Source organism: Desulfovibrio sp. GTC20076, from assembly GCF_055385905.1.
This window is the reverse complement of record NZ_AP039366.1, coordinates 833,419-851,644: the sequence shown is the minus strand read 5'-3', so window position 1 is coordinate 851,644 and position 18,226 is coordinate 833,419. Positions and strand designations below refer to the sequence as shown.

General features: G+C 58.6%; 18 protein-coding genes. 12 read left to right on the top strand and 6 right to left on the bottom strand.

What is annotated here, in order from left to right:
* Positions 1–110 precede the first annotated feature (110 nt).
* The 3 genes from ACZ495_RS03805 to ACZ495_RS03795 all read right to left on the bottom strand — a co-directional run bounded on the left by ACZ495_RS03805 (position 111) and on the right by ACZ495_RS03795 (position 3,300).
* Positions 111–1,289, bottom strand: coding sequence for a glycosyltransferase (locus tag ACZ495_RS03805; RefSeq protein ID WP_296986354.1), 1,179 nt, complete (start codon positions 1,287–1,289; stop codon positions 111–113).
* A 70-nt stretch (positions 1,290–1,359) separates the two neighbouring features.
* A complete protein-coding gene (locus tag ACZ495_RS03800) occupies positions 1,360–2,037 on the bottom strand; it encodes a hypothetical protein (protein WP_296986356.1) in 678 nt (225 codons plus the stop codon).
* 162 nt (positions 2,038–2,199) lie between these two features.
* Positions 2,200–3,300: a glycosyltransferase gene (locus tag ACZ495_RS03795; protein ID WP_296986358.1), complete on the bottom strand. Its 1,101-nt coding sequence runs from the start codon at positions 3,298–3,300 to the stop codon at positions 2,200–2,202.
* Positions 3,301–3,748: 448 nt separating this feature from the next.
* Between ACZ495_RS03795 and ACZ495_RS03790 the strand changes: the two genes are divergently transcribed.
* The 3 genes from ACZ495_RS03790 (at position 3,749) to ACZ495_RS03780 (ending at position 6,572) form a co-directional block, all read left to right on the top strand.
* On the top strand, positions 3,749–4,762 hold the full coding sequence (locus ACZ495_RS03790) for a polysaccharide deacetylase family protein (protein WP_464262641.1): 1,014 nt from the start codon (positions 3,749–3,751) through the stop codon (positions 4,760–4,762).
* Positions 4,762–5,547, top strand: coding sequence for an alkaline phosphatase family protein (locus ACZ495_RS03785; RefSeq protein WP_464262640.1), 786 nt, complete (start codon positions 4,762–4,764; stop codon positions 5,545–5,547). The genes ACZ495_RS03790 and ACZ495_RS03785 overlap by 1 nt, the downstream gene beginning before the upstream one ends.
* Positions 5,548–5,669: 122 nt before the next feature.
* On the top strand, positions 5,670–6,572 hold the full coding sequence (locus ACZ495_RS03780) for a DMT family transporter (protein WP_072311913.1): 903 nt from the start codon (positions 5,670–5,672) through the stop codon (positions 6,570–6,572).
* Positions 6,573–6,584: 12 nt separating this feature from the next.
* On the opposite strand, the gene ACZ495_RS03775 is transcribed toward ACZ495_RS03780, so the two are convergent.
* The gene (locus ACZ495_RS03775) at positions 6,585–7,640 is read right to left on the bottom strand and encodes a M15 family metallopeptidase (protein WP_464262639.1); all 1,056 of its coding nucleotides are present in this window, start codon (positions 7,638–7,640) and stop codon (positions 6,585–6,587) included.
* A 59-nt stretch (positions 7,641–7,699) separates the two neighbouring features.
* Here ACZ495_RS03775 and ACZ495_RS03770 point away from each other — a divergent pair, with 59 nt between their 5' ends.
* Complete coding sequence (locus ACZ495_RS03770) at positions 7,700–9,220, top strand: MiaB/RimO family radical SAM methylthiotransferase (RefSeq protein ID WP_464262638.1); 1,521 nt, start codon at positions 7,700–7,702, stop codon at positions 9,218–9,220.
* A gap of 319 nt (positions 9,221–9,539) precedes the next feature.
* On the opposite strand, the gene ACZ495_RS03765 is transcribed toward ACZ495_RS03770, so the two are convergent.
* Positions 9,540–10,121, bottom strand: a complete 582-nt coding sequence (locus ACZ495_RS03765; RefSeq protein ID WP_072311916.1) for a DJ-1/PfpI family protein — start codon at positions 10,119–10,121, stop codon at positions 9,540–9,542.
* A gap of 218 nt (positions 10,122–10,339) precedes the next feature.
* Between ACZ495_RS03765 and ACZ495_RS03760 the strand changes: the two genes are divergently transcribed.
* The 8 genes from ACZ495_RS03760 to ACZ495_RS03725 all read left to right on the top strand — a co-directional run bounded on the left by ACZ495_RS03760 (position 10,340) and on the right by ACZ495_RS03725 (position 17,336).
* Complete coding sequence (locus tag ACZ495_RS03760; RefSeq protein WP_012625029.1) at positions 10,340–10,597, top strand: FmdB family zinc ribbon protein; 258 nt, start codon at positions 10,340–10,342, stop codon at positions 10,595–10,597.
* Between the two features lie 157 nt (positions 10,598–10,754).
* Complete coding sequence (locus ACZ495_RS03755) at positions 10,755–11,636, top strand: YicC/YloC family endoribonuclease (protein ID WP_464262637.1); 882 nt, start codon at positions 10,755–10,757, stop codon at positions 11,634–11,636.
* Between the two features lie 3 nt (positions 11,637–11,639).
* Positions 11,640–11,894: a DUF370 domain-containing protein gene (locus tag ACZ495_RS03750; RefSeq protein ID WP_012625031.1), complete on the top strand. Its 255-nt coding sequence runs from the start codon at positions 11,640–11,642 to the stop codon at positions 11,892–11,894.
* Complete coding sequence (gene gmk / locus ACZ495_RS03745) at positions 11,894–12,502, top strand: guanylate kinase (RefSeq protein WP_012625032.1); 609 nt, start codon at positions 11,894–11,896, stop codon at positions 12,500–12,502. The genes ACZ495_RS03750 and gmk overlap by 1 nt, the downstream gene beginning before the upstream one ends.
* Positions 12,503–12,576: 74 nt before the next feature.
* Positions 12,577–13,284 (top strand): orotidine-5'-phosphate decarboxylase, encoded by a 708-nt coding sequence (gene pyrF, locus ACZ495_RS03740; protein ID WP_012625033.1) that lies wholly within the window; start codon positions 12,577–12,579, stop codon positions 13,282–13,284.
* Between the two features lie 15 nt (positions 13,285–13,299).
* Positions 13,300–14,157 (top strand): tetratricopeptide repeat protein, encoded by an 858-nt coding sequence (locus tag ACZ495_RS03735; protein WP_012625034.1) that lies wholly within the window; start codon positions 13,300–13,302, stop codon positions 14,155–14,157.
* Between the two features lie 23 nt (positions 14,158–14,180).
* The gene (recJ, locus tag ACZ495_RS03730; RefSeq protein WP_464262636.1) at positions 14,181–15,917 is read left to right on the top strand and encodes a single-stranded-DNA-specific exonuclease RecJ; all 1,737 of its coding nucleotides are present in this window, start codon (positions 14,181–14,183) and stop codon (positions 15,915–15,917) included.
* Positions 15,918–16,142: 225 nt separating this feature from the next.
* The gene (locus tag ACZ495_RS03725) at positions 16,143–17,336 is read left to right on the top strand and encodes a GGDEF domain-containing protein (RefSeq protein ID WP_012625036.1); all 1,194 of its coding nucleotides are present in this window, start codon (positions 16,143–16,145) and stop codon (positions 17,334–17,336) included.
* 84 nt (positions 17,337–17,420) lie between these two features.
* Here ACZ495_RS03725 and ACZ495_RS03720 read toward each other — a convergent pair whose 3' ends face one another.
* Complete coding sequence (locus ACZ495_RS03720) at positions 17,421–18,104, bottom strand: Crp/Fnr family transcriptional regulator (RefSeq protein ID WP_394027369.1); 684 nt, start codon at positions 18,102–18,104, stop codon at positions 17,421–17,423.
* Positions 18,105–18,226 lie beyond the last annotated feature (122 nt).

Below are 18,226 nucleotides of genomic sequence, written 5' to 3'. Positions count from 1 at the left end.
GCGAAACCGGCGTATGTCAAAGACATATTCCCAATCACAAACCTGCAACACCCTGCGGTCCAAGCCATCAACGCCAGGCAAACGCCCGAGCTGCACAGGCCGGGACCAGCCTAAAAAAGCCGTTCCACCCGCCGCACAGTGCCGCCCCGCCCCACAACGTAGCGCAGGCCATGCCACACAATGCTTCGTGCAGGCAGACTGCGAAAGTAGACCAGAACAAACATGGCTACAGCATCAAAGAAGCTCAGGAACCAGCGGACAAATGAAATGGAATGCCGCAGCAGGCCTCGCCACAAGTGCAGGATCACAGACAGCATGACTATCCACAAAAGCGCCAGCATCACAGCCAGGCCGCTGCTCACATGTAACAGTCCTCCCAAAAGAATGAAGGCGGCGACCAGGGGCGGCACGGCCATGACAAAGCCCATAAAGCCCAGAAGCACCCACTGTATGGGCATGCAAAACTTGAGGAAGAGCACTTGCCGGTCCATCCAGGCCCGCCAGACATGGCGCTCATGCCTGCCGGCCTCGGTATGCAGGAGCGCGCCGGGGCAAAGCCGCACCGGAATTCCCAGTTTTTGCAGACGGGCCGAAAGCGAACAGTCGTCCACCACGTTGCGCGCCCACAAGTCTTCCACTGCGTATCTGCCGAATGCCTCGCGGGTCATGGCCATGGCCCCGCCCCAAAGCTGGGTGAAAGACGAAACAGCCTGCAAAAGGCGCATAAGCAGAACACACAGGGCATACGCCAGGGTCACGGGGCGGTGGTCGGTGGGATTCACCACATGATAGCCTGTAGAAAATTCGGCCTCGCCAGTGGCAAGCGGCCCCACCAGGTGCCGCATGAAATCCGGCCGGGCCATATGGGTGCTGTCGCAGAAAACAAAGACATCGGCTTTGTTTTTGACTGCAGCTACCCCGCAAAGGCTGTTGTGGTTTTTCTGTCCGCAGTTACGGGCCGGGCCGGCCACCACATGCCGCGCGTGAGGATAGTCCCGCTGGATCTGCCGCACAAGGTCCGCAGCCGGTTCATCAGCAGTGGCAGTGACCAGCACGGGGAAATAGCGGGGATAGTTCTGAAGGAGCAGGCTGCGCACAGCGGCGGACATACGCTTGTCAGCACCGGCCATGGGCACGATCATGCCGACCACGGGCCAGCGGTCGTCGGGCAAGGCACGGTTGGCCGCCTCATCCAGCCGCGCCCGGCGCGGCAGGGCCTGACCTGTCCGGGCCAGAACATAGAGTAACAAGCATTTTAAAGCTGCCAGCGCAAACCAGAGCCAGAACATAGTTTCTCCTTCACGTTAAACAGGCGGCCCGGAGCCTCACAGGCCGCGTGCGCTCTTGCCGCGCCGATGCCTATTGCGGCAGGGGCGCGCAGTTCTCGGGGGCAAGGGGAACATCGTGGGTGCGGGTGCCTTCAAGGCGTACTTTCATGCCGTTTTTCAGCTTGATGACGCCTTCCACCTTGCTGGCCGAAACCAGCCGCCCTTTAAAAGTATGACCTGAAGAATGGCGCGCCTGTATTTCGTTATTCTGGACGCTGCCCACAATGTGGTACACGTCTACCTTGCCGTTGTACAGACGCAAATGTACCACGCCGCGCACTTTGCCGTCGGCGGAAAAGCACAGGCCCACCTTATAGGTGGATGAATAGAGTGAACCTGTCCACAGTTCCCTCACTTCCACAGGGCCTTCAGCAAGCTCCGGCGGCAGGGCTTCGGGCGGCTCCTGAACGGAAGATTTACGGCTGGCTTCTACACCTGGGGCTGCGCCGGCGGCCACAGGCTGCTGCACTTCCTGACCATGAGCCGCTGCCGGGATTCCGGGGCCGAGCAACACTGTGCAAACCAGCAGCGTACAAAGCCACAGGCCCGCCACAGGCCGTACCGCTGCGCCGGTTCCAGCAGGTGCACCCTCCACAACATTGCAGAGGGAAGACGTGTTGTCACCTGCCGCAATGGCGCGCCTGCGGCCCACAAGGCCCGCTTGAGGCAAGGGTACGCAGGGCGACCATATATTTCCACTATTCCACATAGGCAATTTCCTAGATTGGTGTGCTGCCGCGAGAATACGACCAGCTTCCCGGGCAGAACCCGGATTCCTTGCAACGAGTCGTTTTTCTGATGCTCGCCCACAAGGCAGGCAGGGGGCACGCCGGAAAGCACGAGTTTTCGCGCAGGTCCTGGCCGCCGATGCCTAAACCCTTAGATTCAGACGGCTGAAAACTTCCTCATGGGCGTCCACCATGGCCGTAAATGAAAAGTCCCGCTCAGCCCGCTGCCTTCCGGCCAGACCCATGCTATCGCACAAAGCACTGTCATCAAGCAAACGGCAGCAGTGTCGGGCCATGCTTTCCGCATCTGCCGCAGGCGAAAGCAGACCGCTGATTTCCTGCTCCACAAGGCGGGGGATACCCCCGACGGCAGTAGCAGCTACAGGCAGGCCACAGGCCATGGCCTCAAGGATGACATTGGGTTGCCCTTCCCGCACGGAAGACAAGGCAAAAATACGCGCCGCCGCATAATGCTCCCGCATATCAAGACCACCTGGAACGAAATCTACATTGCTGCCCGCCGCATGCGCCGCAGCCCACTGCTTCAGCACAGCCTCTTCCGGCCCGTCACCCACAAGCCGCAGACGGGCTGCGGGATAGGTTTTCAATACCAGTTCAAAGGCCCGCAGAAGCGTTACATGATCCTTGTCTCCAGCCAGACGGGCCACACAGAGAATAATCGGTTCCCGCTGCGACGGGGCGGGATTTGACGGCGAAAAAAAGTTCGTATCCACACCATTGGGAATATAGCTGAGCCGTGCCTTCGGCACACCAAAATCAAGTAAAATATTTTGCAATGCCTCAGAGTTGCAGACCATATGATCCGTAAGCCGCCAGAGCCATTTTTCGTGTTGCCGGGCCGGACCGCCGCCGCCGCGGCAGGTGCCGACCACCAGAGGGATTGCGCCCCTTCCGCTCCATAAACGTAAAAAACGGCCCCAGATGCGGCCCCAGATGTTTGGCAGGGCCGTGCAGGGTACAATAATGCCGGGCCTGAGCCTGTGCAGGGTTGTAGCCAGTTGCAGAAAAAAAACGGGCGACACGCGGCGTCCGCAGCCCAGATGATGCAATTCGATTCCAGCCTCGCGGGCAGCTGCGTCCAGGTCAGTGGGACCGGTCAGGGTAAGCATGACCGGAGTGAATTTTTGCCTGTCCAGACGGCGGGCCAGCTCCAGAGTCTGGCGCTGTGTGCCACCGTAGCAAAGATCCTCCATCAGAAAAAGAACACGCAAAGGTGTGGACATGATTCTCCTTATAGCGGCACTGTGTGGCGGGCAACCCCGCCTCGTCACCACATTGCGCCCGGCAGGGAAACGGGCTGTGCCGCCCCCATGTACGGCTGGACAATCTTATGCATTCCAACGCCATTTGCAAGAGCACACCTTTCGGGACGTCTCCGCAGAAAATTCCATCATGCGGACACGTCACTTCGCCGTACGCTCTCACGGCAGACCTGCTGCGCCGCATCTCGTGCCCCCTCCGGAACATCCCCTGCCCGGTAAAAAATACAATGCAGCCTTATTGCCGTCACAGCGGGAAAGCAGAGGCAAATTCTCCGCGCTCGCACAGTCCTGCCGATAAAAGCCGCACTGGGCTTGTCCCGCAATTCGCGACAATGCGCGGCAGGTCGCGCCGGGCAGATCGGCTTCGTCATACGTTGCCTTGCGCCGCGCTTGCGCTTACTATGGGGCGATGACCAATACGCCAGCCACACAGCCTGATACCGGGCGTGACCTTTATGTCATTGTTAGCCTTGATGTGGAAGAAGAGGGCCTGTTTTCAGGCAGTTATGCATCCAGCGGCTGCGGCGTGCGCAATGTCGCCCTGCTGCCGCGCCTGGCCCCTCTGACGCATGACCTGGGCTTCCCTCTCACCCTGTTTTGCGCGCATACCGTCTTTTCCAATCCGGAAGCAAGGCCGCACCTAGCCTGGATGCGCGATCACTGTCAGGCCGAAATAGCGGCACACCTGCACCACTGGAGCACCCCTCCGCTGACAGATAGTGAACACGGTGCAACTGCGCGAAAGCGCGGCACACCCGAACGCACAGACAAAATGCCCCAACAGCTGCTGCGCCGCCGTCTCCGTACCCTGCTGGACGCGGGGCGCGACTTTCAGGGTGCTCCCCTCACCAGTTTTCGCATGGGCCGCTGGGACCTCAAGAGCAGCGTGCGCCCCCTGCTGGCTGAAGAGGGCATCACGTTTGACAGTTCCGTCTGCCCGCTACGCGTTTTTCCAGGTGGCCCGGATCATTTTCTGGCACCCACGGATCCGTACTGGCCTGCAGACTGCCCGGGGCTGCTCGAATCCCCGGTGAGCCAGATCGCGCTATATCCGCCTCTGGCCCGGCTCTGGTACGGTCTTACCCGATATAAACCCCTTGTGGATTCCTTTCATTTCTGGGGGGTCCTGAGTCCCAATCCCGTGTGGCACAGTCCCGCCGTTATGCGGGCGGCCACCAGGCTTCTTGCACGGCGCGGCGGCAGGGTATTGAGCCTTTTCTGGCATTCTTCGGAAATGTTGCCCGGCGGTTCGCCCAACATCCCGGACCAGGCAGCGGCGGACGCCCTTTATCAAAAAACTTACAGCTACTTGCTCTGGCTGCGAGAGCACTACAACGTCATCGGGCTTACTGCCGCCCAATTGCGCCAGTTGGCCCCTTCCCTGAACTTCGGGCCGCGCCCCGCAGGGCAAGGAGACTGGTAATGAAGCGTGTGACATTTGTGCTTCTGGACGGCCTGACTGCCGCCACCGCCCGACGCTGCCTGTCTTATCCACAGGCGCTGGAAGAGGCGGGCCTGGCCCGCTATGCCGAGCTTGTGGCTCCGTTGCCGCCGCTTTCACGCCCTGCCTATGCCACACTGCTTTGCGGCATCCCGCCGGCGCAAAGCGGCATTCTGCACAACGATGACGCCCGCCTGTGCCCCGCACCCACCATATGCTCACGCTTACGGGACGCAGGGCGTATTACGGCGGCAGCGGCCTACCACTGGATGAGCGAACTGTGCAATATCGCGCCCTTTGATGCCGCACGCGACCGCCTGACCCAGGCACCGGGCATGCCCATTGCTCACGGTCTTTTCTACAGCAATGACGCCTATCCGGATGACGAGCTTTTTCGCGATGCCGCAAGCCTGTGCCGGCGCTTCAGCCCGGACCTTCTACTCGTTCATTCAATGGGCATTGACTACGCGGGACACTGCCACGGGGCCGACAGTCGCGCCTACCGGGACGCCGCCCGCCACGCGGACGGACTGCTGGCCCGCTGGCTGCCCATATGGGAAAAGCAGGGCTATTCCGCCCTGGTAACCAGCGATCACGGCATGGGCGATGACCACGGGCATAATGACAATACGGAGGCCACGCGTCGCGTCCCCCTCTGGCTTATGGGCCGCGCCTGGGATGGCCTGCCCATGCCGGACGCCCAGACACAACTGGCCGGCCTTGTTTTGCAAGCCCTTGGCCTGCCGCAGGAATCACATCCGGCATAACAACAAAACGTCCCGCACCGGCAGCAGGCGCGGCAGAACTTGAAAAATCAGGGCAAACAATCTTGCCGTCGCCACAGGGGCCAATACAGGCGCATGGCGCAAAACGCCACCAAGGAGCAGGCATGAAAGAAGGCAGCAAGGGCAGCCTGCTGTTGCAGAGCAGCAGCACCTCAAGCGGGTATATGTGGATTCTGTTTGCGGCTTTTTTCTGGTCTTTGCTTGGCGTGTCTTCCAAATACTGCATTGCCGGTGGCGTTCAGCCTCTGGAAACCGCCTTCTGGCGGGCCGCCATCGGCTGCATCTGCTTTCTGATACACGCAGCCCTGACCCGGTCACTGCGTGTCAACATCCGTGATGCCCTGATCTTCATGCTTTTCGGCCTCTGGGGAACAGGCGTTTTTTTTGCCGCCATGCAAATGTCCATCAAGCTCAGCGGCGGGGCCACGGCCGTGGTGCTTCTATACACCGCGCCCGTATGGGTAGCCTTTTTTTCGCGCCTGCTTTTCGGCGAGCACATCACCAGGCGCAAGGCCCTGGCCATAGGGATCGCACTATGCGGCACAGCCCTGGTATGTTTTACCGGTGGCAGCATCCCGGGTGAAACCTCGGTGCTCGGCATCGCCTGCGGCCTGCTGGCAGGGTTCAGCTACGCCACTCACTATCCCTTCTACCGCTGGTGGCAGGCGCGCTACTCCACCGCCGCCATTTACGGCTATATGCTTATTGGCGGCATCGTGTCCCTGGGGCTTTTTGAACCCATTCACCTGGATCACAGCCCGCAGATATGGGGTTGGCTTTTTATCCTCGGCTTTCTGACATGCTATCTTGCCTATTTCTGCTACGGCATGGGGCTTAAACGCATCAGCCTGGTACGGGCCGCAGTGACCTGCCATCTGGAACCTGTGCTCGGCACACTGTGGGTATGGCTGTTCTGGGATGAAAACTTTACTCCGCTGGGCTGGCTTGGTGGTGCGCTGGTGCTTGGGGCCGTCCTGCTGCTCACTACCGACAAAAGCAAGGAATAGCACACAAAGGAATCAGTCTGCCGAAAAAAGTACCGCACCTGCCGCATGCGCCGGGCCATCACCTGCGCCTCCCTGCCCGCGCCGGGCCTGAAGCATGCGCGCCTTGCAGATGATTTCCGGCCGATATTCAAAATGCATGATATCGTATTCATGCCACTTGCCGCCCCATATGAAACCCGCCTGCTCCATAGCATCCACGATGGCGAAAGGATATCCGCGCTGCATGGGGTGGGGGCGCAGCTTGTTCCAGCGCCAGTACGGGGCCAGCCGCGGGCTCAAATCTACAGCAATGCCGTAAGCATGCGGACTCAATCGAGTCTCGCCCGCTATACGCCGCCACACAAAACCGCCGTGCACCTTCAGGTAATCTTTTAAATGTGGCTCTGCACCTACGGCAACGGCAAGGCGCGCATCGGCCCGACCCAGCGCCCGGGCCGCCGAAGCGGAAAGACGCAAGGGCTGCCCGAGCAGTGTTGTCTGACGGACCTGCCTGCCCACCTCAGAAGCATTCTGCCCGTAAATCGCACCCAAAAGATCATAGGAACGCCGCCGCCCCGGCGAAACACCGTAGGGCGTGTCCGGCCGCTCCGGCTCAAGGGGATACGCGTCTGCCATACTGGAGCGCACATCCACGGCCCAGCCCTTTTCGCCATTGCCGGAACCCGCATGGCTCAATGCCGATCCGCTGTCGGCATGCCGCGCATAAAGCACCCGGCGGCCACCACCCACAAGCAGCCACAAACCGCTGTCGTCCGTAACCATTCCGGCAATTTCCGGATAGGAAGCCCGCAGACAGTACACATCCAGACGCGCGGCGTCATCCAGACCCTCCGGCAACGCATCAGACGGCCCACCCAACTGTTCCTCCGGCCACGCCTCCGGCGGCACAGCCGGACCGCTGGCGCATGGCACACGAAAGCCGGCGGGCAAGGGGCCGTCCTGCCTCATGATCCCAGTATCAGAAACAGGCAGATCGTGGTTCGTCGCGGCACAAAAGTCGGCGGCTGTCATCAGAAGCAGGGTACAACCCATCAGAAAGGTGGATAATTTCTTTATGTGACACTTCATGTACCAAGCCTACCCGCGCTCCGCTTGTCAAGGCAAGCGCTTTTGCGTACACCAGCGCCATGTCTGTCTGGAATTTCTTTTTGGTCACGTTCGGCTGCAAGGTCAATCAGTACGAAACACAGTCCCTGCGTGAAGCGTGGCAGGGCCTGGGCGGCGTGGAATGCTCCAGCCCCGCCGAGGCAGATGTCATCTGCGTCAACAGTTGCGCCATCACGGCCAAAGGCGAAAGAGACGCCCGCAACGCAGTTTTTCGCCTGCGGCGCGAAGCGCCGGACGCCCGCCTGATACTCACCGGCTGCGCGGCGCGTCTGTTCGCTGACTATCGCCCCCGGCCCGGGGCCGCCTGGGCTGCCCCCGACCTGCTGGTTCCGCAGGAACATAAAGACCTGCTGTTGCAAGGCCCGTGGAGCAGCGATTTCCCCGGGCCGGACTCCTGCGCCACCGCTTCGGCGACGCTGCCTGCACAGCACGAAAAAATGCCCTCTCCGTCCGGCAGTGCTCCATTGCTTACTCCCTTCCGCGAGGTGAACCGCCCCCAGAAAGCCGAGGAACATGCTTCAACCACAATGAATGCGGACACAAACGCCGATGCCGCCAACAGTTTTCCATCTTTCAACATTTCCACCTTCAAGCGCGCCCGGCCTGTGCTCAAAGTGCAGGACGGCTGCGCCCACCGCTGCACTTACTGCATCGTGCCGCTCACACGAGGCAAGCCCCGTAGCCGCCCGGTAGAACATGTGCTGGCCGAAACCCGCCGCCTGCTGGAATCGGGCCATGTGGAAATCATGATTTCCGGCATCAATCTGGGACAATACGGACGGGACGCACAGACGGGCGACTTCTGGAACCTGTTGCGCACCCTTGACACGGCGTTGGCTCCGGAATTTGCCGGGCTGGCCCGTTTTCGTATCAGCTCTCTGGAGCCGGGACAGCTGGACGAGCGCGCGTTGGATATTTTGCGCCATTGCCGCATGCTCTGCCCGCACCTGCACATATCCCTGCAGCATGGCAGCCGCAACGTGCTGAAAAGAATGGGGCGCGGACATTATAGCCCCGCCATGCTGGAGGAAGCAGTAAGGGAACTTTCAGCCCACTGGCCCGCCATGGGGCTTGGCGCGGACATTATCGCGGGCTTTCCGGGAGAGACCGAAAAAGATGTGCAGGAACTCCTAGAGCTTGTTGCCCGCCTGCCCCTTGGTTACGCACATGTTTTCCCGTACTCGCGCCGTCCCGGAACTGCGGCAGAACGCTTTGAAGGGCAGATCCCCCACGCGCTCAAGCTGGAGCGCGCGGCCAGGGTGCGGCAGGCTGTTGCCCTGAAGCAAAAAGAATTTCTCATGGCACAAATGGCCTTGCCGCGCATGCTGCTGGCTGCGGACATCTCCGGCAGCATACAAAAGGCCCCTCAAGCGGGCGGCAAAAAAATCAAGGGCGTCAACGAATATTATGCGGCCTGCTTCTTGCGTCCACGGGAGACGCCCTCCACAGAAGGCGGGGTTTCCGCTCCCTCGCTCGCCGGGCTTTTGCCCGTGCGGCCAGTGGAGCTGTCAGACAAGGGACTGATCGTGGAACCATTATAACCTTGACCACTCGAGAGCGGGCGTTTCCGGCCGCACCCGGCCCATGAAATAGCAGACGCCCCGCGAAGTTCGCGGGGCGTCTGCTATTATCCGAAGTTTTTGAGTCTTGAAATAAGCTCTGGCTTACACCCGAGGCTCTTATGCTACAACACGCTGATAACGAATTTTGCTGTCCATTACCCGCCTCGCCCGGTCGACCCTGTTGATGGCAATGTGCAACGCACGGGAGATCACCGGGCAAAGTGAGAAAATCCCGCAGCATGAGCCGCTCCGATGGTCCCCAATAAAAACAATGAGGGCATTTCAGCCGTTTATTGCTCTAAATGCTGATCTTTGCGCCGAGCAGTTTGACAAAGGCCGCAATCCACGCAGGATGCGCAGGCCAGGCCGGAGCAGTCACAAGGTTGCCCTCCACCACGGCGTTGGTGAAGGTCTCGTTAAATTCGGCCCAGGTGGCTCCGGCATCTACCACATCAGGCTTTACTGCGGGATAGGCAGTGCAGGTGCGGTTTTTCAGAACACCGGCAGAAACAAGAATCTGCGGGCCATGGCAGACCGCTGCAATGGGCTTTCCGGCCGCATTGAACTCGCGTACAATTTCAAGAATACGCGGATTCAGGCGCAGGTATTCCGGTGCACGCCCGCCGGGAACCACCAGCCCGACATAGTCGGCAGTGTTTACCTTGTCGAAGTCAAAATTGATGACAAAATTATGGCCGCGCTTTTCCGAGTAGGTCTGGTCGCCCTCAAAGTCATGAATGGCGGTGCGCACAACATCGCCAGATTTTTTGCCGGGGCATACGGCATGCACGTCATAGCCGAGCATGAGCAGCATCTGAAAAGGCACCATCACTTCATAATCTTCTACATAATCACCGGCCAGTATCAGAATTTTTTTCATGATTTTCTCCTGCGGTTCCGGGCCTGCATAAGCCAATGCCCGAAAAGCGGTTTGCGCCCGGCATCACGGCCTTATGGCCCCTTGCCTTGAGCGTATTTATGTTTATATATGCAGGGACTGCCCAGGGCAAGCCCCTGAGCGGCACGGTCTGCACGGCGCAACACGGCCTTGATGCAGCCCCTCAAGGTGTAATCAAAGAATGCTTCAGGAGTATCAGTATGCCCATGTTTGACTTTGTCTGCACTGCCTGCGGAAACAAGTTTGAAGATCTGGTTTTTGGCGATGAATCTCCGGCATGCCCCAAATGCGGCGCGGCCACTGAAAAGCAGATGTGCGTTCCAAGTCCTCTCAAAACCGGGGCCTTCCCTTACAAGCCCGGCCCGGTACGGCCCATGGGAAAAGGCATGCCCACCTGCGCTGCGGGGAGCTGCTCTTCAGGCAGTTGCGGCACCGGCGGCGCTGGCGGCCTGTCCTGAGGCACGTAGGGCCTGCAAACAACAGGCAGCGCCCGGGTAATCCGGTGGATTACCTAAAAAATATTCAGCCCTTGGCCCGGCGTGCCAAGGGCTTTCTTGCATTCGTCAAGGCCTTGCTCTACACTCGCCCCAATACTCTATACATGGGAAGGAACCTATGCTCCGCAGCATGACCGGCTTTGGCCGCTGCCTCGTTGAAAATACCCGCACGATCCAGCAATGGGAAGTCAAAAGCGTCAACAGCCGCCATCTTGATCTCAAATGGCGTCTCCCCCTGCCTGTGCGCAGCCTCGAACCCCGCCTTGAAAAGGTCGTTCGCCGCTTCGCCTCGCGTGGGCGGGTAGACATAAGCCTGACCTTGCAATACGCCCCGGGCGAAGTTCCTGTGGCGCGCTTTGATGCCGGGCAGGCCAATGCCATGCTCGACAGACTGCACGATCTGGCCCTGGCCCGTGGCGATGATTTTATGCCGGACTACAGCGCGCTCATGCAGATTTCCTCGCTCTGGAATGACACCAGCGAAGAAATGGATGAGGATGTGACAACCAGCCTTGAAGAAGGGCTTGCTCTCGCCCTTGAAGACTGGAACGAGGCCCGCGCCGCCGAAGGCCGTGCTCTGGCCACAGACATGCACTCACGCATTCTGCGCATGGAAGAATGGACCGGCCTTATCGCCGAACGTGCTCCGGCCATAAAAGAAGAGCGTGCCAATATCATGCGTGAACGCCTGGGCGAGGCCTTGGCGCAGAACGGGCAAGAACTGGAAGAAGGCCGTTTTTTACAAGAAATTGTAGTACTTGCCGACCGGCTGGATGTGAGCGAAGAGCTTACCCGCCTTTCGACCCATCTTGAACGGCTGCATGATCTTTTGCAGGCGGGACGCGATGCGGGCCGCCGCCTCGACTTCACCCTTCAGGAATGCTTTCGCGAAATCAACACATGCGGCAACAAACTGCCTGATGTGCAGTTATCGCGCCTTGTTGTAGACTTCAAGAATGAACTGGAAAAATGCCGCGAGCAGGTCCAGAATCTGGAATAGGTCATGTCTCGCGAACGACTCATCAATATCGGTTTCGGAAACTATGTGCTGGCGGGCCGGGTTGTAGGCATTGTCAGCCCCGCGTCTTCTCCCATGAAGCGCCTGCGGGAAGACGCGCGTGCGCAGGGGCGACTCATCGACGCCACCCAGGGGCGCAAAACGCGCTCCATTCTTGTGACGGATTCCAACCACGTCATTCTTTCATCCATACAACCTGAAACCATCAGCCAGCGCTTTGCGCAAGAGGAAGGAATCTGATGCCCCGACAAGGCATTGCCCTGGTCTTGAGCGCCCCCTCCGGGGCTGGAAAAACGACATTGGTTCAACGCCTGCTGCGGGCCTTCCCCCTGCTGGGCTACTCTGTTTCCTGCACCACGCGCCTGCCCCGGCAGGGCGAAGTGGACGGCAAGGACTATATATTCATCAGCCGTGAAGAATTTGAACAGCGCCGCGCCGAAGGCTATTTTGCCGAATGGGCCGAAGTGCACGGCAATCTTTACGGCACGCCGCTGGCCCCGGTGAAGGAAAAACTGCGCCTTGGGCAGGACCTGCTTTTTGACATTGACGTGCAGGGCGCCGCCCAGCTCAAGCTTTCCTTGACCGAGGCGGTCTTTGTTTTCATACTGCCGCCCGGCATGACCGAGCTTGAACGCCGCCTGCGCAACCGGGGCCTGGATGATGAAAAAACCATTGAGCGCCGCCTGGCCAACGCCCGGCAGGAAATACTCGAAGCCCGCTGGTATGATGCGCTTGTGGTCAATGACAACCTGGACGTGGCCTATGACGAGCTGCGCTCGGTTTTTGTGGCGGCAAGCCTTGCCCCCGACCGCAACCCCGACCTGTCGGAAACAGTGCTGCGCGGCTGAGCCGCTGCCGTACGGCAGCCATACCAGTACAGCAGGTACCTTTACTTTATTGACGCCACGAACCGGATTAAATCATGAAAAGCGCAAATATCGCTCCACAGCTTATGGTGGCGCTTGATGTGCCGAGCAGAGAGGAAACCCTCGCCCTTGCCCGCACACTGGCAGGAACCGCGCCCTGGTGCAAGGTGGGCATGGAGATGTTCACCCACGCCGGGCCGCCCCTGCTTGAAGAGCTGGCCGCTCTGGGCTACAGTATCTTTCTGGATCTCAAATTCTACGACATACCGCACACGGTGGCCCAGGCAGTCAAGGCGGCTTCGGGCGTAGGCGTAAACATGCTTACCCTGCACTGTCAGGGCGGCGAACGCATGTGCCGTGCCGCGCGCGAGGCTGTCTGCAGCTTGCCCGGCAAAGGCCCGCTACTTTTCGGCGTTACCGTGCTGACAAGCTTTGCCCGGGGCGAAATGCCCGGTATCAGCGCCGACCTGCCGGACTTTGCCCGCACCCTCGCCACAAATGCACAGAGCTGGGGGCTGGACGGCGTGGTCTGTTCCGGTCATGAGGCTGCGGATATCAAGGCTGCCTGCCCCTCCCTCATGTGCCTTTGCCCCGGCATCCGCCCCGCGGGTTCGGTGGCGGATGATCAGCGCCGTGTCATGACTCCTGCGCAGGCTGTAGCCGCAGGGGCAGACTATCTTGTAGTGGGCAGACCCATTATCGCCGCTCCTGATCCGCTTATGGCGGCAAAGCAGATTCTGGCGGAGATGGCTTCCGCCACATAACGAACGAGGATTTTCATGTCCGGCCAAAAGACCACGGAAAACACGCGCCCTGCGGCGCACGCGCAAACCGCTACGGCCCCCAAGGCCGAGGTGCGCGGTGTGTTTTCGACCCAGGAGGTCCGCCGGGTAGGTACAGGCACCACCACCCGAAAAACTGTGCAAAAAAACTTCTGGTTTATTGAGCAGCACGGCAATGTCATCGAATGCCAGCCCCTCAATACCAACTATGTGCCCAGCGGCCCCAAGCGTAAAATTACCATGGACGAGCTTATCGCCAAGTTCGCCCCGGAGCCGGAGTTTTATCTCAACTCTGTCTATCCAAAGATGCAGGAAATGCAGCGGGCTGTTGACAACGGCGATGAGCATCGTGAAAAAGGCGAAAATTTTACTGCGGAATTTGAATACTCTCGTGCTCTCGGCATTGATGAAGACAACGTACGCGCCAACTTCGGCATCGGCCTCACATACCTTGAGCGCGGCGACGCCAACAAGGCGCAGAACATTTTTGAACGCCTGGTCAAGCTTGATGGAGCCTTTGAGCCGGAACACAAGCACCTGTTCAATGATTTCGGCATCAGCCTGCGCAAAAACAAGATGCTGCAGCAGTCGCTGGAGTATTACCAGCGTGCCCTGGAGCTGAGCCGGAATGATGAAAACCTTTATATGAACCTTGCGCGGGTGCTGCTGGAAACCAAAGACCTCAGCGGTTGTGTGGACAACCTGCTCAAGGCCCTTGAACTGGCCCCCAGGCATGAGCCTTCACTCAAATTTCTGGCCTGGCTCATTCAAAACAAACTTGTACCCGCCGACAAGGTGGACGGAGTGCGCGCCGCCCTGCAGGCCGTAACCCAGAACGCCGGCAGCGCCTCCTGAGACAGGCAGGCCCCAGAGGTTTCGTGAAAAACTGGCTTTTTCGTACGCCGCCCGCAGGCGGTCCCGTCTGTCTGCCCGCTTCCTGGGCAGAAGAGCTTTCCATTTCCCCCCTTCTACTGGAGGTGCTCTGGAGGCGTGGCTTTTCGCATAAACAGGCCATCAATGCCTTTCTGGACGCCCGCCTTGACAGCCTGACCCCGCCGCACCGCTGGCCCCAGATGCCTGAAGCCGCCCAACTGCTGGCAGACGAACTGCTGGCCGGCAAAAAGCTGGCTGTGTGGGGCGACTACGATGTGGATGGAATAACAGCTTCCACCCTGGTGCTGGACGTACTGGAAAGCCACGGCATTGAGGCTCTCTGGCATATTCCTGACCGGAGGACGGAAGGATACGGGCTGAATGTGAAACAGATCGATGCGCTGGCCGCGCAGGGTTGCCGCATATTGCTCACCGTTGACTGCGGCATTGCCGATGTAGATGCCGTAAACCATGCACGGCGGATCGGCATGACCGTTGTAGTATCCGACCACCACCTGCCCCAGGACGACCTGCCCCCCGCCCACGCCCTTTGTAATCCCCGGATGTGCCCTGAAGAATCCCTGCCTTGCCCCCATCTGGCAGGCGTGGGTGTGGCCTTTTATCTTATGGGAGCCGTCAACGCGGCCCTGGCTCCGCATACGGGCAAGAAGCACAGAATGGATAAGTGCCTTGACCTTGTAGCTTTGGGAACGCTGGCCGATATCATGCCCCTGACCAGCGAAAACCGCATTCTGGTGCGTGGCGGCCTTGGTCATCTTGCCGACGCCTCCCGCCCGGGCATAGCCGCGCTCAAGGTTGCCAGCGGTATGGACGCCAAAACACGGCTCACCAGCGGGCAGGTAAGCTTTCAGCTTGTACCGCGCATCAATGCCGCAGGACGCATTGGCGATGGAGGGTTGGCCCTCCGCCTTTTGCGGCAGAAAGACTTTTCTTCCGCCCTGCCCCTGGCCCAGCAGCTCGACCAGCTCAATACCGAACGCAAACAGGCGGAAAACACCATCCATAGCGAGGCCCGCGCCCAGGTTCTGGACATGCTCTCCCGCGAACCAAGAGCCAGCCTTGTCCTGTATGGGCAGGACTGGCATCCGGGCATCGTGGGCATTGTGGCCTCGCGGATTGTGGAAGAATTCTACAGGCCCACCATCATTCTCTGCCAGGATCAGGGCAGCCTGAAAGGGTCCGGCCGTTCTGTGCGGGAATTTGACTTGCACGCGGGTTTATGCCAGACCGCCAACAGCCTTTCGGGGTTCGGCGGTCACAGGCTGGCCGCAGGCGTTCGCCTGCCCCTGGAAAACCTGGCCCGCTTTCGCACGGAATTTGAAAATTTCGTTGCCCAACAGCTTGGCACAAATCCCCTCAGCCCCAGCCTGACGCTGGAATGCCAACTGGATTTCGCCCAAGCCAGCAACCAGAGTTTTCTTAAAGAACTGGAGATGCTCCAGCCTTTTGGCCCGGGCAATGCCGAACCGGTCTTTGCCTCGCCGCCGCTTCTGGTCAAGGAGCGCTCGCCTCTGGGGCGCGGCGGCGAACACGTGCGTCTGCGCCTTCAGGACGAACAGAGCGGCCTCATCCTTACAGCCAAGGCCTGGCGCATGGCCCAAACGCTGACAGCTTCAATGATCGGCAAGCGCATCCGCGTAGCTTACACTCCCCGCCTTGATACCTACAACGGCATAACGTCCGTTGATGTGGGCATCAAGGATTGGCAACCCGCATCCTGACCACTGCCAGCAGATGGTCGTGACAGACAGTGGGCGGTAAAAAACTTTCTGTCTGTCGCAGGGTTTTCGCCTTTCCACATTTTCCCGCTGCACAGCCTGCCGGATTTTTCCGGCATGAGGCCTTTCATTTCGCGGCATACTCATTGCTAGGGACGGAAAAACATTGTCATTGCTAACAATTCATTTTAGCATTCTGATAGCATCGATATACTATGGGGTATAGTAATGCTTCAAAATCAACACAAAAACCGGACAAACAGCAAGCCTGTTTCCAAACCGCTGTTCGGAACAGAGCGGAAAATTTTGCTGTTGGTCATAACATCCATATTTTCCACAGCGTTATTCACTGTTTTTGTTTTCCATCACTATCTTTCCTCTGATCTCAATTACAGGATACTGAGCCGCTCGGACGCCATTTTTTCCTTGCTGCTAAGCCGTATCCCGGCCCAGAGCGTCACTGACATCAATACTCCTGACGACAGTCACGAAATTTTATACAAACGGGTACAAACCCTTCTTGATGGAGTGCGCAAAACCACGGCCGTACGCTACCTGTACACAGCAAAGCGTAACGCCGAAGGCCGGGCCATCTATGTCGTTGATGGTCTGCCGCCTGACTCTGAAGATTTTCGGCAAGCGGGAAATCTCATTGAGGACGAAGTGGCACCTGTGGCAAACATCTGTCTTGACGGCAAGTCCTTCCTTGGAACAAAGGTAATGGACACCTCCTGGGGCAAAATCATTCCCGCCTGTGAGCCCATCAAACTGAACGGCATTACAGTCGGCGCGCTGATTATCGAGTTTGACGTCAACTCCTTTGCTGAAAGCGCACGGCGCTCTTCATTGATCTGCCTGGCCTTTTCCATTGGCTTTGCCATGGCGGCGGCCACAGTCACCACATGGCTTTTGCGTAAACTTTCCGTCCCCCTTTACAGAAAACTAGCCTACACCGACCTGCTTACGGGAACACTCAACCGCAATGCCTTTGAAGAAAAAATCCGCAAGATCGATGAAGAATGCCAGCAAGATGGCCTGGTCATACTGACCTGTGACATCAACATGCTCAAAACAATCAACGATCAGGGCGGCCATGCGGCTGGAGATGCCCATATCTGCGCTCTGGCCCGTCTGCTGGAAAACCACCTCATGGCTTTTGGAAAAACATACCGCATCGGCGGCGATGAATTCGCTTCGCTGCTGTACAACCTTCCGCCAGAAAAACTGGAAGAGAAAATGAAAAACTTGTTTTCTCTGACACAAAAAATGCAGATCAGCGGTTTTCGCCTTGAATTCGCCTACGGAATGGCCCAGTTTGACTCCAGGCAGGACAAGGACGTGCAAAATACCCTGAAACGCGCGGATGCCAGAATGTACGCCCACAAAAGCCTGCTCAAACAAACGGGAAGTAATACTCTATAACTTCGGGATGCAGCACGCCATCCACAACGCCCCCCGCAGGCATGCCTGCGGGGGGCGTTGTGGATGGCGAATACCCAGCCGGGTTCAGGCCAAAGGTGGCATGGTATGCGCCTCTTCAAAAAAAACCGCTGGCTGCAGAATGACAATTTCATCGCTGTTTTTATCAAAGTCCCACAAACCCTGATCCTGGGCCTGCCGCATGACCTTGTAGAGTGAAATGCGGTGCATACCAAGCAAGTCGGCCATCTCCCGATACGAAAGATCCCGCCTGGCCCGCAAGGGAACAGAACCGGGAACCAGACGTGAAGCAAGATATTTACACACCCTGGTCAGTTGGGATTCCAGACTTAGAGACACCAGGTGCTGCGAAAGCAGCGTCACCTTGGTTGCATAGCTCTGACAAAGATTGAGCAACAGCTCAGGCCGCTCTTTGCCGAGCATTTTCACATCCTGCATGGTAAATGTGTGCAGATAGCAATTTTCCATGCACTCATGATAAAATCTTGCATCTCCCGTCCGGATAAGATTTTTCTCTTGATTGTCCTCAAAAAGCGGCGTTTCATTAAAGCAGCACCCATCGCCCAGATACCAGAGGGTTTTTTCGCCGCCATCGGCCGCCAGAGCCACCAGGCGGACTCTGCCGCTGACCAGAAAATACATCCGCGCAGTGTCGTCCGCGAATTTATAGCCCTTTTTCCACTGACGCGGCCTGCCTGCAACGACATCACGCCAGCATTCGTTATGCTTGACCAATTCTGTAAAAGACACGGCATTCCCCTTATATAAAGAGGTTATATTCCTGCCAGACTTTGACCGGATAAAAAAAACGGATGGCAAGCCGCCTGATCGATGAAAGCGCCCCCTCGGGCAGGCCTGGCTTGCGGACAGAA